At 59.0% G+C, this 16254-nt stretch carries 16 protein-coding genes; 3 read left to right on the top strand and 13 right to left on the bottom strand.

Annotation, left to right across the window (positions count from 1 at the left end; genetic code table 11):
* Window positions 1–48 precede the first annotated feature (48 nt).
* Entirely contained in the window at window positions 49–807 is a 759-nt protein-coding gene (locus AC5W54_RS15625) for an IclR family transcriptional regulator (RefSeq protein WP_495963014.1), read from the top strand.
* 37 nt (window positions 808–844) lie between these two features.
* Here the strand turns inward: AC5W54_RS15625 and AC5W54_RS15620 are convergent, their stop codons facing one another.
* From AC5W54_RS15620 to AC5W54_RS15605, 4 genes are all read right to left on the bottom strand, one after another.
* Window positions 845–1333, bottom strand: a complete 489-nt coding sequence (locus AC5W54_RS15620; RefSeq protein WP_495963013.1) for a universal stress protein — start codon at window positions 1331–1333, stop codon at window positions 845–847.
* Between the two features lie 73 nt (window positions 1334–1406).
* Entirely contained in the window at window positions 1407–2747 is a 1341-nt protein-coding gene (locus tag AC5W54_RS15615; RefSeq protein ID WP_495963012.1) for a TRAP transporter large permease, read from the bottom strand.
* 18 nt (window positions 2748–2765) lie between these two features.
* Entirely contained in the window at window positions 2766–3314 is a 549-nt protein-coding gene (locus AC5W54_RS15610) for a TRAP transporter small permease (protein WP_495963011.1), read from the bottom strand.
* A gap of 87 nt (window positions 3315–3401) precedes the next feature.
* Entirely contained in the window at window positions 3402–4400 is a 999-nt protein-coding gene (locus tag AC5W54_RS15605; RefSeq protein ID WP_495963010.1) for a TRAP transporter substrate-binding protein, read from the bottom strand.
* Between the two features lie 361 nt (window positions 4401–4761).
* On the opposite strand from AC5W54_RS15605, the gene pdxR reads away from it, so the two are divergent.
* Window positions 4762–6237, top strand: a complete 1476-nt coding sequence (gene pdxR / locus AC5W54_RS15600; RefSeq protein WP_495963009.1) for a MocR-like pyridoxine biosynthesis transcription factor PdxR — start codon at window positions 4762–4764, stop codon at window positions 6235–6237.
* Between the two features lie 44 nt (window positions 6238–6281).
* On the opposite strand, the gene AC5W54_RS15595 is transcribed toward pdxR, so the two are convergent.
* From AC5W54_RS15595 to AC5W54_RS15555, 9 genes are all read right to left on the bottom strand, one after another.
* The gene (locus AC5W54_RS15595; RefSeq protein ID WP_495963008.1) at window positions 6282–7721 is read right to left on the bottom strand and encodes an NAD(P)/FAD-dependent oxidoreductase; all 1440 of its coding nucleotides are present in this window, start codon (window positions 7719–7721) and stop codon (window positions 6282–6284) included.
* A gap of 46 nt (window positions 7722–7767) precedes the next feature.
* A complete protein-coding gene (locus AC5W54_RS15590; RefSeq protein ID WP_495963007.1) occupies window positions 7768–8160 on the bottom strand; it encodes a nuclear transport factor 2 family protein in 393 nt (130 codons plus the stop codon).
* A gap of 147 nt (window positions 8161–8307) precedes the next feature.
* On the bottom strand, window positions 8308–9447 hold the full coding sequence (thiO, locus tag AC5W54_RS15585) for a glycine oxidase ThiO (RefSeq protein ID WP_495963006.1): 1140 nt from the start codon (window positions 9445–9447) through the stop codon (window positions 8308–8310).
* A gap of 36 nt (window positions 9448–9483) precedes the next feature.
* Entirely contained in the window at window positions 9484–9705 is a 222-nt protein-coding gene (locus tag AC5W54_RS15580; protein ID WP_495963005.1) for a hypothetical protein, read from the bottom strand.
* A gap of 382 nt (window positions 9706–10087) precedes the next feature.
* Window positions 10088–11011: a DMT family transporter gene (locus tag AC5W54_RS15575; protein WP_495963004.1), complete on the bottom strand. Its 924-nt coding sequence runs from the start codon at window positions 11009–11011 to the stop codon at window positions 10088–10090.
* Between the two features lie 93 nt (window positions 11012–11104).
* Window positions 11105–11389, bottom strand: a complete 285-nt coding sequence (locus AC5W54_RS15570; RefSeq protein WP_495963077.1) for a RidA family protein — start codon at window positions 11387–11389, stop codon at window positions 11105–11107.
* 80 nt (window positions 11390–11469) lie between these two features.
* Window positions 11470–11826 (bottom strand): RidA family protein, encoded by a 357-nt coding sequence (locus AC5W54_RS15565; protein ID WP_495963076.1) that lies wholly within the window; start codon window positions 11824–11826, stop codon window positions 11470–11472.
* Window positions 11827–11883: 57 nt separating this feature from the next.
* Complete coding sequence (locus tag AC5W54_RS15560) at window positions 11884–13827, bottom strand: TRAP transporter permease (protein ID WP_495963003.1); 1944 nt, start codon at window positions 13825–13827, stop codon at window positions 11884–11886.
* A gap of 100 nt (window positions 13828–13927) precedes the next feature.
* Window positions 13928–15022, bottom strand: coding sequence for a TAXI family TRAP transporter solute-binding subunit (locus AC5W54_RS15555; RefSeq protein ID WP_495963002.1), 1095 nt, complete (start codon window positions 15020–15022; stop codon window positions 13928–13930).
* A gap of 225 nt (window positions 15023–15247) precedes the next feature.
* Between AC5W54_RS15555 and AC5W54_RS15550 the strand changes: the two genes are divergently transcribed.
* Complete coding sequence (locus AC5W54_RS15550) at window positions 15248–15913, top strand: TetR/AcrR family transcriptional regulator (protein WP_495963001.1); 666 nt, start codon at window positions 15248–15250, stop codon at window positions 15911–15913.
* Window positions 15914–16254 lie beyond the last annotated feature (341 nt).

Below are 16254 nucleotides of genomic sequence, written 5' to 3'. Positions count from 1 at the left end.
CTATCATCGGGCCCAGTCTCGCCAGTAAGCTCGTCATAAGGAAAGCCCATGTCCAAAGACGCCCCCACCAACACCACGCTCCTGCGGGCGATCAGCCTGCTCGAGGAGATCGCCACGGCCGAGCACAGCATTACTGCCGCGGATCTCGACAAGCGACTGGACATCCCCAAGCCGACGATCCACCGCCTGCTCAAGCAGCTCGAGGAACAGCAGCTGATCACCCGCGACCTGGACGGACGGCACCTGCTGCCCGGTCCACGACTGCATCGCATGGCCATGGGCGCGCTGGCCAACGAGAGTCTCAAGGCGCCGCGTCGCCTGCTGCTGGAGCGCCTGGCCAGGGAGGTAGGCGAAACCTGTAACCTGGCGCTGCTCGATGGTCATGAACTGCTTTACTACGACCGCGTGGAAACCAACTGGCCGGTGCGCATCCAGCTGCCACCCGGGTCACGCCTGCCGCTGCACTGCACCTCGAGTGGCAAGCTGTTTCTCGCCCTCATGCCCCCCCACCGACGCCGCGCCGTGCTATCGAGCCTGACGCTGGACGCCCACACTCCCTATACCCTCACCTCCGTCTCGGCCCTGGAGGAACAGCTCGGTCAGATCGCCAGGGATCGGCTGAGTACCGATAACGAGGAATTCATCCAGGGCATGGTCGCCATTGCCGTCCCCATCTATGATCACGTGGGCCATATGCAAGCCACCCTGGCGATCCATGCCCCTCGCCTTCGCCACTCCATCGAATCGCTCATGGAGTGGGCGCCACTGATGCGGCAAGTCGCTGCCGAGCTGGAAGAAACCCTCTAGAGACGGAGCCAGCCCTGATGAGCCCTTCAGCCGAGGATCATTCGGGGGGTGGCACGACCACGACCGGAACATGGCTTCTCTTCAGGACCCCCCGGGTCACCTTCCCGGCATAGGAGGCGGAAAAGCCATGTTTGTTGGAGGCCATCACGATCAGATCGCAGCCCAGCTTGGAGGCCGTGCCGACGATCACCTTGGCGGGATAGCCCTCGGCCACCTCCATGCTAGCAACCCGGGAGGAGACGGACTCCCCCCCCTCACCATGGAGGCTCCAGAAGTTTGCCATCTTGTCTTCCAGCTGTTGTCTCGCTTCGTCCAGACGCTTGCGGATGAGTCCCTGCAGGGTCTTCTTGTCGCGAATATTGACGCGTAGCGTGTTCATGACATCATCATCCAGCGACTTGACGGCATGGAGGACATGCAGCTTCGCCCCGGTGGCAAGTGAAAGCCTGAATGCCTGTTCCAGTACCACATGGCTGTCGCTGCGAAGCCCGACACAGCAAAGAATGTTTTCGATTGACCCGTCCATGTTTCCTCCGTCACCAAGGATGACAACTGTACCTTACCTGACCAGCTAACGGCTCGGATACGCCGATACCGACCTAATAGCCCATCACTCCCGGTAACCACAGGGAAATCTGCGGGACATAGGCAACAATGAAGAGCGCAATAATGGATGCAGCGGCGAACGGCAAGGCACGATAGGAGATTTCCTCGATGGAAGCCCCGCCAATTCCCGAGGCAACGAACAGGTTCTCACCGAGCGGCGGTGTCTGAAAGCCGATCGCCAGAGCACAGACGACCACGATCCCCACATGGACGGGGTCGGCTCCCAGCATGTACATGATCGGCAGCAATACAGGTGTCAGGATCATGATGGCCGCGAGGGTCTCCATGAACATGCCGACGAACAGCAGGAACATGATGATCAGCGCCCAGATGATATACATGTTCTGGGTAAAATCCAGCATGGCCGAGGCAATGTAGGCCGGGACACGCTGCTCGACCAGCAGCCGACCGAAGACCGTCGCGGTGAACAGTATCAGCAGCACACGCCCACTGATCCAGGTCGTGGTTTCCAGCGTCTTCATGGCCGGACGGAACTTCAGCTCCTTGTGGATGAAGATCCCCACGATCAGCGTATAGAAGATAGCGACGATGGCCGACTCCGTCGGCGTGAACACCCCGGAATAGATCCCTCCGAGAATGATGATGGGAGCCAGGATCGACCAGATGCCACGACGCAATGTCTTCTTGATCGCCTCCGTCGACCAGTGATCGGTCAGGCCACGATATCCAAGTTTCCTGGAAAGGAGATAGTTCATGGACAACAGGCAGCCGGCGATCACCATGCCGGGGAAGATGCCGGCAATGAACAACTTGGGAATCGACAAGGTCTGGAAACTACCATGTGCCGCCACCGCTTCCGGCGGCGGCGTCATTCCCATGCCAGTGATGCCGAAGATGACCATGGGAATGGAGGGGGGGATCACGACCCCGAGCCCGCCGGAGGAAGCGGTGATGGCAGAGGCGTACCCTCGGTCGTAGTGGCGCTGCACCATGGCCGGGATCATCAGCATGCCAACGGCAGCCGTGGTGGCGGGCCCCGACCCGGAGATGGCACCGAAGAACATGCAGGCGAAGACCGTCGCCGCGGCGAGCCCTCCCGTGGCCGGCCCGGCAAACGCCTCGGCGATATCGACCAGTCGGCGTGATATTCCCGAGGCCTCCATCAAGGCGCCGGCGAGAATGAAGGCCGGCAACGCCATGAGCGGGAACGAACCCACCGAGGTAAAGGCGATCTGGACAAAGGTGGCCGGATTCTGGCCAATATAGAGGAACGCCGCCAATGCCGATACGCCGAGCGATGCTGTAATGGGTGCTCCCAACAACAACAGCAAGAAGAAAGTGCCGAACAGCACATATACGATAGTGGGATCCATGGCGTTATCTCCGGCCGATCAGCCCTTGTCGTCAGTTTCGATTTTCGCACGCTTCATCTCTTCGATTTGCGCACCTTCCGGATCCATGACCTGTTGCTTCATCACGTATTTGATGTACAGGTTCTGCAGGATTCGAATAGACATTACCAGGAACGCCAATGGAAGAATCATGTAGAAATACTTCATTGGAACCCCCATGGTCTGAGACTTCCAGAAGACATTCATTCTATTGAACACAAAATCGTAACTCATATAGACGAAGTAGAGATTAAACCCAACCCAAACCAGATCTGTCATGATATTGCAAACTTTCTCCACTACGCGTGGAAAGAACTTGAACTGAAACGTCACACGATTATGGGCTGACATCTTGGCAGCATACACGGCCCCCATATAGGCAAACCAGACGAAGGCATAGGTAGCCAGCTCATCTCCCCAGGCCAGTGAACCACTGAACACATTGCGCAGCACGATCTGCACGAACAGCAACACCACGAAGAACACCAGGAGAAACTGGCATAGATAACTTTCGAGATTGTCGAGCGTCTTAAGTAGAACCCGTTTCATGATAGTCTCCCCCGATGCCTTGCCTGATCCTTTCCCGAAGGCTGCACCGAAACCCTGTTCAGTGCAGCACTCACGGAATCTCGGCTGTTAGTTCAGGTTTCGACCCAGTGCCTGGAGCGCTTCCTCCAACCGCTCCTCACCGCCGATGCTGTCGTAGAACCGTGGCCAGATGCTCGAGGCTTTCTCGATCCACTCGCTCTCGCCATTGGCGGGCTCGATGATCTGCATGCCATGCTCTTCCACCAGGGCCTGCTTGATGCTTTCCTCGGATTCCAGCAGATAGTCATAGCTGTAGGCAGTGGCTTCTCGGCCTGCCTCCAGTACGATCTCCTGCATGTCGGGCCTCAGACTCTGGAACTTGGACTCGCTCATGATCAGTGGCTCCAGCGAGAATACGTAGCAGATGTCGGTGATATAGTCCTGCACCTCATAGAACTTCATGGCATTGATCGTGATGTAGGGATTGTCCTGTCCATCCACGACGCCCTGCTGCAGGGCCGTGAACGTTTCCGACCAGGCCATCGGCAGTGGGTTGACTCCCCACTCCTGATACGAAGCGATCATGATCTCGTTTCGCGGCACACGAATGGTGAGCCCTTTCAGGTCATCCGGGGTGGCAACCGGTTTGCTGGAATTGCTTAGCACGCGGCACCCGGAATACGCCCAGGAAAGCACCCGGACCCCGGCATCCCGAATGGTATTTTCAGCCAGCTGCTGGCCGATCTCACCCTGGGTGAGGGTCCTGGCATCTTCCGGACTGGTGATCACATAAGGCAGCGTGAGAACGCCAACCGTAGGCGAGAACGGCGTGATGTTATTGATGGCCAGAACCGAGAGATCGAGCAACCCCATGCTGGCACTGCTGACCGTATCCTGTTCGCTCCCCAGTTGGCCGTTGGGGAACAGGTCGACCGTCACCTGACCTTCGGTCTTTTCGTGGATCAGTTCGGCAAATTTCTCGCCCATGGCATACTGGGTGCCGCCCTGTGCATCGCCCAGCGCCATGCGCCAGGTTTCCGCCAGGGCGCTCTGACTGATGACGGCACTGACGGCCGCCGCGGCTACGGAAAACATCATCTTGTTCATGCCACTCTCCCAGCAATGTCTTGTTATTGACTTGTACTCACCCTGAAACATCCACTCGGCTTGTCTTGTCTTGAGCGGGCTGTTCCATGCTGTTCACTCTACCCCCCCGACACCGCGACACTAGTGCCAGACACTAGCCGTCGATTGGTCCAGCCCGCCCGCAGGCTGATGTCATCGGGTGATCAGACCACCATCCCCGACGAATGGAGTGATGCAACCCACTGATTTTTCGATTGTCCAACTAGACATTGGGTGACATCCTTGGCATGTTCGAAGGTCGTGGGCGCCGGCATCCGTACCCCACCCCCCTGCATCGACTCGCCAGCCCCTTCCAGGGGATGGCTTTCATCCTGGGCCTGCCATGAGCCAGCTACTGTTTCATCTCGATTCAAGCCTTCCGACGAGCCTCCAGCAGCAGCTGCGTGAACAGATCACGCATGCCATCCTGGATGGCCATATCCCGCTCGATGAGGCACTTCCGTCCAGCCGCAAGTTATCGCGCGAGCTTCAGGTGGCGCGCAACACGGTGATGCTGGCCTATGAGCAGTTGCTCGACGACGGCTACCTGATTGCCAAGAGTCGCAGCGGCTACTTCGTGAATCCGGAAATCCTGGAAGGTCGCGCCGAGAAACCGGAACGCCTCAACGATATCGACGCCGAGCGTATGCCTTGGGAAAGGCTGCTCACGGTCCGGCCCTCACAGCAGGAAACCATCCAGAAACCCAGCGATTGGCATCGATACCACTACCCATTCCTCTATGGACAGATCGATCCTGCTCTCTTTCCGACCCAGCACTGGCGGGAATGTAGTCGTGACTCCATGAGCGTACCGGCCATTCGCAGCTGGTCGGTCGACCACCTCAATGACGATGATCCATTACTGATCGAGCAGATTCACAAGCGACTGCTCCCCCGGCGTGGCGTTTGGGCCAGGCCCGAGGAAATTCTCGTCACGGTCGGCACCCAGCAGGCGCTGTGGATCGCCGCCATGTTGTTGCTGAAACCGGGCCGGCAGTTCGGCATGGAGAATCCCGGCTATGTGGACATGCATAACATCGCCCGCATCTTCACCGACGATATCCGCCTGTTACCGGTGGATGAGCAAGGCATGCGACCGGTCGAGGAGCTGACGCAGTGTTCCCTGGTCTACACGACGCCCAGCCACCAGAGCCCCACGACGGTGACCATGCCACTCGAGCGGCGACGGCAGCTGCTCGACATGGCCGAGATCGAGAACTTCCTGATCATCGAGGACGACTACGACAGCGAGACCAACTACCTCAGCAACCCCACGCCGGCGCTCAAGAGCCTGGACCGGCACAGCCGTGTCATCTATGTCGGCAGCCTATCCAAGACCCTGGCGCCCGGGCTGCGGCTGGGCTACATGGTGGCCCATCCGACGCTCATCCGCGAAGCGCGCGCGCTACGGCGCCTGATGCTGCGCCACCCACCGACCAACAACCAGCGCGCCCTGGCGCTGTTTCTCGACCGCGGCTATCACGATGCGCTACTCAGGCAGATCCACCAGACATTCGAGAATCGCTGGCATCGCATGAGCGAGGCGTTGAAGCGACACCTGCCGGAGTGCTTCACGCCTTCGACCTATGGCGGTTCCTGTTTCTGGGTCCGGGGCCCCGAGGGGCTGGACTGCGCGCGTCTTCAGGCGCTGGCCCGCGAAGAGGACATCCTGATCGAGTGCGGCAACCTGCACTACTTCGATCGTCCCGGCAACGAGTACCTGCGCCTGGGGTTTTCCGCCATTCCCGAAGAACGCATCGAGCCAGGCATCGAACGCCTGGCTCGATTGATCCCAAGAGCCATGGAACGGGCAGACTAGTCGCTATGCAGTAGGTAACGGCCGGTTGATCGTTGCCAGCCGGGTCACAGCACCTCATCTTTGAGGTAGTACCAGCGATAGAGGAACCGCTGGCCGACACGCCGAAAGGGGGCGAAGGCCTGGGACTCCACCATTTCCCGGATATTCGGGAACGGCAGCCTGGAGGTGAAGATCGGCAGGTCGAGCTGCTTGCCGTCACCGGCGATCCACTGGGCCAGGCGACGCCCGGCCTGGGCCGAGTACATGACCCCGTTGCCGCCGTAGCCCAGGGCGTAGAAGATGGTCTCCTTGGGATCGGGCTGATGAATGCGCGGCATCATGTCGTGGCTGACGTCCACCCAGCCCCACCAGGAGTAATCCAACGGAATGCCCTTCAGCGCCGGGAATTTACGGATCATGTTGTTAACCAGCACATCCTCGTATTTCTGCTGGGGTGCATCGCGCCCGGTGATCGCACTGCGGCTACCAATCTGCAGCCGGTTGTCCGGCAGCAGACGGTAATAGTGCCGCAGCACCCGCGTATCGGTAATGACCTGATGCGTCCTGAAGCTGCAGGCCTCGATCTCGTTCGCCGTGAGCGGCCGAGTCACGATCGAGTTCGACAGGATCGGCAGCAGGCGATTCTTGAGCTGGGGGTGCAGGCTCTGGGAGGTGTAGCCGCCGGTGGCGATGCCCACGGCCCGCGCCTTGACCACGCCACCAGGCGTCTTCAGGTAATGAACGCCATCGCGCGTCTCCCAGCCCTGCACGGGGCTCGCCGGATGTACCCTGGCGCCCAGCGCCCTCGCCGTCTTGAGATAGCCGAAGGCCAGCTTGCCGGCATGGATACCGATTCCCTCGGGCTCGTGCATGGCACCGGCAGCGTCCTGGTCACCCACCCAGTCACGCTTGACCGTATCGGCGTCGAGGATACGGGCATCGTAGTCGAACGTCTCCCTCAGCAGCTTGGCCTCCTTTTCGAGGGATGGCATGACCTTGTCACGGTGGGCGATGTAGAGATGACCACCCGGCTGAGGCTCGCAGTCGATGTCCTTGATCAGCGACTTGAAGGTCTCCATGCCATCCAGGCACTCGCGATGCAGCTTGAGCGCGGTCTCCAGGCCATAGCGCTCGATCCACTGGGAGCGCTTCAGGCGCCCCGAGGCGCACTGCGCCTGCCCACCGTTGCGTGTGCTGCATCCCCAGCTTGTCCGATTGGCCTCGAGCACCGTGGCGCGGATGCCATACTCCTTGGCCAGGAAGATGGCTGCCGTCAGCCCGGTGAAACCGGCCCCGATGATCACCACATCCACGTCCATGTCCTGGGTCACCGGACCGTCATCGGCGGGCGGCTCACCCGCCGTACCGATCCAGTAGGTTGGCGCGTAGTCGCGGCCCTGCCCTGGAGTGGCGCTCTTGAGCGGATCGTAAGCCGGATCATAAGGCTGAAAGGGGGCGGTAGAGCGGCACTGCCCGTCTCCCGCCTTGCTGGCTAGTGTCTCCATGATCGACTCCTTCATGTCTCTGGTGGGCCGTGACTGCGCGCCGCTCCTAGCTGTTGCCACCGGCGATCGGCGGACGGTTCTTGCGGAAGGCGTTCTTCACGGCGATCTTGCCATCACGAAAGGTGAAGGCATCGATCATGCGGGCCTCGGAGCGAACCCCATCGGTGGTCGTGCCCTTGTAGGTGGTCTCCGAGAAGCCGCGATCACCGATCACGAAGTGCTCGCCATCGACCCAGCAGGCATCGGGGGCGGTCTTCCAGGCGTTCTCGAGCCCCTGTCGCACTTCGGCCTGGCCGACGAAGCTCTTGCCTACCAGTTCCGGGCCGGCAATGGCATGAAACACACAGTCATCGGTCATCATCTCCATCACGGCATCGATATCGTGGCGATTCAGGGCATCACTGAAGGCTTCGAGCAGTTCCACACCAACCTGGCTCATCATTTTCTCCTGTAAGGGGTCCGTTCATTGTCGGCTGCATGTTCAGGGGACCTTCCCCAGAACCTGTCATCGAGAGTAATGGGGTACGTCATCCTTGCTTAGCACCAGTTGCCACTCACCTGTTGGGCCAGGCTGTCCGGCCCGGCATCAGGCCACCCCCGCAGCCCCTTCCCGCCACACCACCAGACGATGAGCAGGCTCGTAGGGAGTCGAATCCACCACGGCAGAGCGCCCCAGCAGCCGGTCGACCAGCAGGCGCGTCGCGGCCGGTGCCAGCACCAGGCCATTGCGGTAGTGCCCGGCATTGACGTGCAGCCCCTGAACGCCCGGTACCGGGCCGATGAAGGGCACCCCGTCGGGCGCTGCCGGCCGCAAGCCCGCCCAGTGGTGCTCGATCTCGCAATCGGCCAGGGCCGGCAGCATGCCCAGGGCGCTCTGCCGCAGTGACTCCCGCGCCTCGGCGGTGGGCGTCTTGTCGAAATCCGCCTCCTCCAGGGTCGAGCCGATCAGCACACGTCCATCCCCCCGCGGGATCAGGTAGCGACCATCAGCCAGCACGACGCGCTCGAGCAGCATGCGACCGCCGGGCATCGGCGGGGTACGGAACAGCATCATCTGGCCCTTCACCGGACGAACCGGCAAGGCCAGACCGAGTCTGCCGAGCAGCACGCCGCTCCAGGCTCCGCCACACAGGACCACCTGGCCCGCCGTCATGCGCCCGCGTGAGGTTTCCACAGCGGTCACACGCTCGCCTTCAACGCACAACCGCTCAACATCCACGGCTTCTTCGAGAGTCACCCCGGGCAACGACAGCAACCGGGCACGCAACGCCCGGCAGAGCCGGGGATTGCGAATGCTGCCCAGAGTCGGCATCCACAGCCCCGCAGCGAAGCCCTTGGCCAGCCAGGGCTCCTGTGCGTAGATGAAGTCGGCCTCCACGGCCGCCAGCGGCTTGTGCATACGCTGCGCCCAGTCGAAGGCCTGGTCGCCATCGTCGACACGCAGATAGAGCAGCCCCCTCTGGCGATACTCGGGGTCGATGCCGGTGGCCTCGTGGAGCCGTGCGGCCAGCTCGGGGTAAGCCCCCTCCGACCAGCGCGACAACTGCGAGACGGCTTCGCCATAGCGCCAGGGATAGAGCGGCGAGACGATACCACCGCCGGCCCAGGAGGCCTCCTGGCCGCAGCGGCGGCGCTCCAGCAGGGTAACGGAGCAGCCGGCCTCGGCCAGTTGCCAGGCGGTCATCATGCCGATGACGCCACCGCCGATGATCATGAAATCACGCATTCGAACCTCTCGGATTGTTGTTCATGCCACCAGAGTTCAAGGTGTCTGAGAATGCAAAATCTCCGGTACGGTCGCCGTGACCGCTGCCGCACCGGGGACATACCCACCTCCTGTCGACTCGACGCGGGGGCTGGCCGGGCAGGAGTCGTTGTGCGAGCAGCTGTTAACCACCGAGGTTTCGACGAAGGCCTCCGAGGGGATCATCATCTGCTCACCCTGCACGATGTGGCATGTGGCGTGGATTTCTGTGGTGTGCATCGGCTTCTCCTCTGCGGCCATTCCCTCATTTATGGTACAGATCGTTCCGGAATAAGAAACTTATGGAAAACCTAACCGCCCGAGGACCGTGCGTCAACGCAGGGTTCCATAAAACGGTACAAAATAATTTATTTTCAGGAACCGTAGCACTCCCCCCACTCGCGTTCTACCTGCAGCCCCTGACACGCCCCTCTCGCAACGACCGGCCCGACCAGGCGTGCCGAGGAGGAGCAATTGGCAGAATTCAAGAACCTCGAGCCTGACGTCGTGTGCCCGACACGCATGCTTGCCGGCATCGAGAGCGACCTGCAACTCACAGGGTTACGAGATCAGTGGTGTCAATCGCCAGGCCCGAACACAGGCCCACATCATGCGATCGGCTTCAGCGCCGGGATGAGGACGACGGCAGGAAGATGGACTTGGCCGATGGCGGCTGCGCAACGGCAATGTATACCCCGAGCAGTACGATCGGCGCAGCCAGGATGGCATTCCAGCCAGGGAACTCCCCGATGATGGTGAAAGATTGAAGCGCTGCGAACACTGGCATCAGGAAATAGATGCAGCCCGCTCGTGAAGCGCCAATGATCGATACAGAGAGGTTCCAGGCAATGAAGGCTATCAGCGCGGCCAATACGCCTGAGTAAAGCACGATCACTACATTACGTCTGTTTAGATTGGGAAAATCACTGTGGACGCCATTAACTATGAATACTGGCAATAGCATCAGTGTACCGATGAAAAATGTCGCGCCAACGAGCGCCATGAAATCGACTTCTTGGTAGAGCTTCCTGAACATCAGCGTATAGATCGAAAATGCCATCGCAGCGACCGTCATCATTCCCATGCCAAGTACCAGATCGATTGAATCTACCTGACTGGCTCCTGCAATCGAGAGGCACACACCGCCCCCTCCCATGGCAGCGCCAATCAGTTTTCTCTGGGTAAACTTCTCGCCCAGGAAAAGACTAGCCAAGATCATGATGAACACCGGAGACATGGCATTGATGAGTGACATCCTGGCGGCATCAAGATAATGACCCGACTGATATACTAAAAGATTGAACGCCACCACGCCAAGCAACGACATGATCACGATAGTCACTCCATGCATCACAACCAGTCGCCATGCCTGAATCATCGGCATTACCACGAAGGGTAACACCAGTATGCTGGCCACCAGCCACCTGAGAAATGTCAGGGAAACCGCGTCCATGGTACCCGGCGCGATCCTCGCGAGTACAAAATTTCCCGCCCATATCGACACCGAAAGTAGAGCCAGAAAGACCCCCATTTTCTTGGACTTCACGACCAATTCTCCTGGCTTGAGGACGCGCTGACAGGGCGATGGAGGGAGTTTCCCCCATCGCCAGACCGGCCACATCCCGATTTAAGGGAAACGTTAACGCGCGGCGGTGAGCTTGATCTCGACCAGCATCTCGGGGCGCGCCATATTCGCTTGTACACAACAACGAGCCGGAGCGGCACGCTCCCCGAGCCATTCGTTCCAGACATCATTCATGGCGGCGTAATCCGTGATGTCCTTGAGCCAAACCATGGCGGTTAACAGCCCATCATTCATCGATACACCACTCTCCTCCAGGTAATGGTCCAGTATGTCCAGGACCTGACGGGTCTGATCCGCGACGTCAGGCACTCGATCTGGGGCCGTGGCGCATACCGTCATCCAGCTATCGGTAGCAAGGGCCAAGCTCATGCAAGGCCGCCCTGGTTCATTGACCAGCCCGTAGCGATCTATTGTCATATCTAGCCCTTCACCTTTGCCATGACCATTACCTCGATGCGTGCATCGGCATGCGCTAACAGGCCGCTGACACAGGCTCTAGCCGGTGGCTGCGACGCATCCACCCAGGCGTTCCACACCCGGTTCATCTCGGCGAAGTCCGCCATGTCGTGAAGCCAGATCTGAACGGAGAGCACATGACGCCGGTCGCTATCTGTTCTAGCCAGGTAGTGATCGACGATGTCCAGCACTCGCAAGGTCTGCTGACCAATGTCACCAGTTGGCTCGGGCGCCATGAGGCCAGCGATATGAATTACCCCGTCATGCACCACGCACTGGCTCACCTTGGCGCCATTAATGACGCCCTCATCAAGTCTCATGATCGTCAACTGTCGTCTCCTTTATTTGAATAGGCCACTGTTATCCATGGGTTTTTATTACGCGATCTGCGATGGGGAAAGGCTCGATCGTTTCCAGGATGCCAGCATGCAAAGCACCGCCAGAGAGAGCTGCAACCATAGGGCCCAGATCCCCAGGCCGAACACGAACAACACACCGCACAGTGTCGCCATGGCGAACAGAGCTCGCATGCCTCGCGACAGAGCGGCACCGAAGAAGCCATAGCTAGAGGCGCTGTAGGTAACACAGACAACCAGTGTGGAAACAATTGCCACGACTCCATCGATACCAATCATTGGAAACTCAAGCAATGCCGGGTGAAAAATGAAGGCGAAAGGAATGAAGTAGCAGACCAAGGCAAGTCTCAATCCTTCGATTGAAGTCCTCATAAACCCTGCGCCAGCGATACGAGCCGCCACTATCGATGCCATGGCAATAGGCGGTGTTAAAGTGGAGAAAATGGCGAAGTAGAATACAAACATATGCGCGCCCAATGCATCGACACCCAGGGCAATCAGCGTGGGCCCAACAGCCAGAGCCGTAATGATATAGGCCGGCACAGTAGGAACTGACATACCGAGTAGAATGCAGATGGTCATCGAAGCCAGCAGCGTTGGCAGCAAGGTGCCATCAGTCAGGCTCATCACGAAGTCACCCAGTCTGGCGCCAAGCCCGGTGGTAATCACGACCTGCGAGAAAATACCGACACAAGCCAGCACCATGGCAATCTGGGCCCCTTGAGCGGCCCCCTCACTCAGTGCTTTGACGAGATTCTTCACCGAAATGCGTGTTTCGGGAAGCAAGAAGGAAACCACCAGCAGGGCCAAGGTGCCAAACGTGGCGGCATACATCGGAGAATAACGCTGCACCAGCAGAACCACGATGATCCCGAGAGGAATCAAGAAGCATGGTAGCCGTCGCCAGATCATAGCGTGAGAGACATTGGCCTTCGGTGGCACAATACCAAGCGACTGCACCAGGAAATAGATGCCGATCGCGATGGCCGAAAAGTAGAGAGTCGCTGGTACAATCGCACGTTGGGCGATTTCAATATAAGGAATATTGATGAATGCCGCCATGATGAAGACGGCCGCTCCCATGACGGGTGGCATGATCTGGCCACCTGTCGAGGCACAAGCTTCGATGGCTCCAGCGTGATGGCCCTTGAAGCCCACTGACTTCATCGCAGGAATGGTTACGCTGCCGGTAAGGACCACATTAGCCCCTGGCGCACCAGTTACCGACCCAACCATGGCGCTTGCCATCGTCGCCGCGTAGGCGGGCCCTGGCCGCAGTACGTTTCCGATGGCCCTACCCAGCTCGAGGAACATGTCCACGACCCCAGTGCGCAGGAGAATATTGCCAAACACCACGAACAGGAAGATGAAGTTGGCAGATACGGGAATGATCCAGCCGATAAACCCCTGAGTTGGACTCAACCCCAGATAGCCCATGATGTAGTAGATGTCACGCTTGGGCTGACTCAACACTCCCAGTATTCCATCGGCAGGTATCCAGTGCCCCAGCATGAAATAGGCGATCGCCCCCAGAGTGATGAGCGGCAGGGTCGCACCCCAGTGCACCCAGGTAAGAACCAGGATGGCGCCAATCGCCATGGCACCGATAGGTAGCTGATGCGGCTCGAAGTAGGGAAAGAAATCCTCGAGATCCCGGGCATAGAGGCGCATGTAGACCAGAGCGGCGACGCCTAATAGCAGTACCAATGCTAAACCGAGTTGCACCATCAGGCGCCGAGAGCGACTCTGGCCCGATGTAGTCACCTGGATGGCCGGCACCAAAGCGCACAGCACCACTCCCAGGGTGATATGAGTAATGTAGTGCTCTGTAGAACCTTGAAAGTTGGTGAAGACATAGATGAAATGATACAGCGCAACGGCGGCACCACCATACAGCAGCACCCCCTGCAGCAACCGGGAAAATCGCCCAGAGCCCACCTGGCTCTCTTGCAGGTCAGTACTCATCCCCTACCCCCAATAGCTTGACGACCAGGCCCTTTGCCCGTGTCCGAATAATCCCTACCTCCATGTCCTGACAGGCCATCCATGGCCAGCAGTACCTCCGTCAACGCTCGGGAATCTCGATACCTGCTTCTCGATAAGCCCGCACGGCCCCGGGATGCAGGGTCTCCACCGTCTGTCCTGCCACCCAAGTGGAGGGATTTGTCAGCTCCCAGGAAGCATGATGGTTCTGGAGCGATTCCCAGTTGTTCATCATGAACTTGACCAGCTCATAGGCAACCTCCTCCGAGAAGTCTTCATGCGCATAGATGATCGCCGGATCTCCGTAGGTTTCCATGGGCTGATCAAGACCCGGCAAGGAACCCGCTGGGATCGTCATCTTGAGAAAGGAGGAACCCATCGACTCGTTGAGAGCATCGATTGCCGCATGGGAGGCATGGGTGAGGTAATGGTAGTCCCGCCCCGAGCTTTCCAGCTCCATCATCGAGCTTGGCGCATGACGGGCACTGAAATCGTAGGTGAAGCTGTCGGACACAATCGCTGAGTCCACTACCCCATCCAGCATTGCCCTCATCGCTTCGCTCGGCCCAAGGTTATCCACACCGGATAGCTCCAATCCGTAGGCATTCTCGAGGAACAGTCTTGGAAAGACCGACCAGTGAGTCTGAGTAGCGCGACCAAGCCCGATCCGCGAATCAACCAGCTTTTCAGCCTCATCGATATCTGAGTTCGTAGTTACGAAGTAGCCGGTCAACACATAGTAGGCCCACAGCGCCTTCCATCCCTCTACTTCGGTCGGGCCACGCCATGGTCGAAGTCCTTGAGAAGCCGCGAACAGCGCACCCGGGCTGATGGCCGCCAAGGTATTACTCCGGATCTCCTCATTTCTGGCCATCTCGGTTGAGTTGTACACCCAGCCGGGTGTCTCGAGCGCCTCGACGCGCACACCTGGGATCGAATCCGCTACTTCGCGGGCGAACCCTGAGTACTTGGCATGCACTGTGGTGCCAAAGGGTGCGGTGAGGATACTCACCGTGGTCTCATCGGCCATGGCTGGTGTTGTGATAAGCGCCAGGGCAAGGCACCAACTGCCGGCGACGCCCAGGCCCGGACACGCGGCCCCATGGTTCGTTTTCCGGCAATGCTCCTTCGACAGGCTGCCCACCAGCATCCCATTGTATTGTTTACGGTTTTTCATACGTTCTTTTCCATACTGTTGTTGTTTACTTCACCCTCGTCCTGCATGGCAGTCATGCCGAGGGTGTTAGGCCCAGCGGCATCGGCCCACCAGGTAAGTAAGCAATTTATTACTTGTTGACAGAGCTGTCAACGTCTGATGTACTGCGTGGCATGAAACAGCCTCTGGATGACGGCACTCCCCTCGGCCGGGTCACGTTATCCGCCAGCAATAGAGGGAGACAGAATGACCCAGACCAAAGCACGACCCATGCAGAAGCGCCGACTGCGCGACGCTGAAGCAACGCGTAACAGAATTCTGCAAGCGTCGATAGACGAGTTCTGTGAGTACGGACTCGATGGCGCACGTACCGAGCGCATCGCCCGCCGCGCCTCTACCAATATTCGCATGCTCTACCACTACTTCGGCAGCAAGGAAAAGATTTATCGGGCCTGCCTGGAGAAGGTCTATGAGGACCTCAGGACAAGGGAAGAAGGGATACAGCTAGCCGGACTTACTCCCGACCAGGCTATTGAAGCGCTTGTCGATTTCACGTTCGATCACTTGCGTGAGCATCCAGAATTCATTCGTCTCGTCGGTATCGAGAACATCAATCAAGGCGCATGTATTCAGAACATCCTCTCCATCAAGAATCGTGGCCGGCTCCTGCTCGACAAACTTCATGAGATCCTCATGGAAGGCGAGCGACAAGGCACTTTCCGCCAGGACGTGGACCCCTTCCATTTCTATATGACCCTGTTCTCGATGATTCACCTCCATCACTCTAACCAGTACACCCTTTCTATCACTTTCAGCCGCAACCTGAATGATCCTTCCTGGGTTGCCGAGCGTCGTCAGCACGTCAAGGATGTGCTGCTGGCGTACTTGCATCACCCAGATCCCAACGCCTGAGTACACCTTGCCGCCACATTGATCATCCGCCTGGCCCCCCAAGCGACTCGGTCCAGTACCCGGTTCAGCGCGCTCATCTCGTGCACCTCCCAATCTCTCGATCGTCCTGCCAGGAGAAAAACCCCCGGCCAGGCCGGGGGAAGACCACTGCCACTGAACTGACCGGCCTCAGACGTAGTCCTGGTACTTCTCCAGCAGGCGCACCGGCTTCTTCAACGCGTCGCGGCGGAACGGGTCGCCCAGCTCGCGGGTGCACATGATCTCGAGAATGCAGGTCTTGCCCTCGGTCATCTGCAGGTCGATCGCCTTCTGCAGCGCCGGCCCCACGTCCTCCAACCGGT

The organism is Halomonas sp. LMYGS-3 (assembly GCF_059509875.1).
This window is presented reverse-complemented; position numbering and strand designations above follow the sequence as displayed.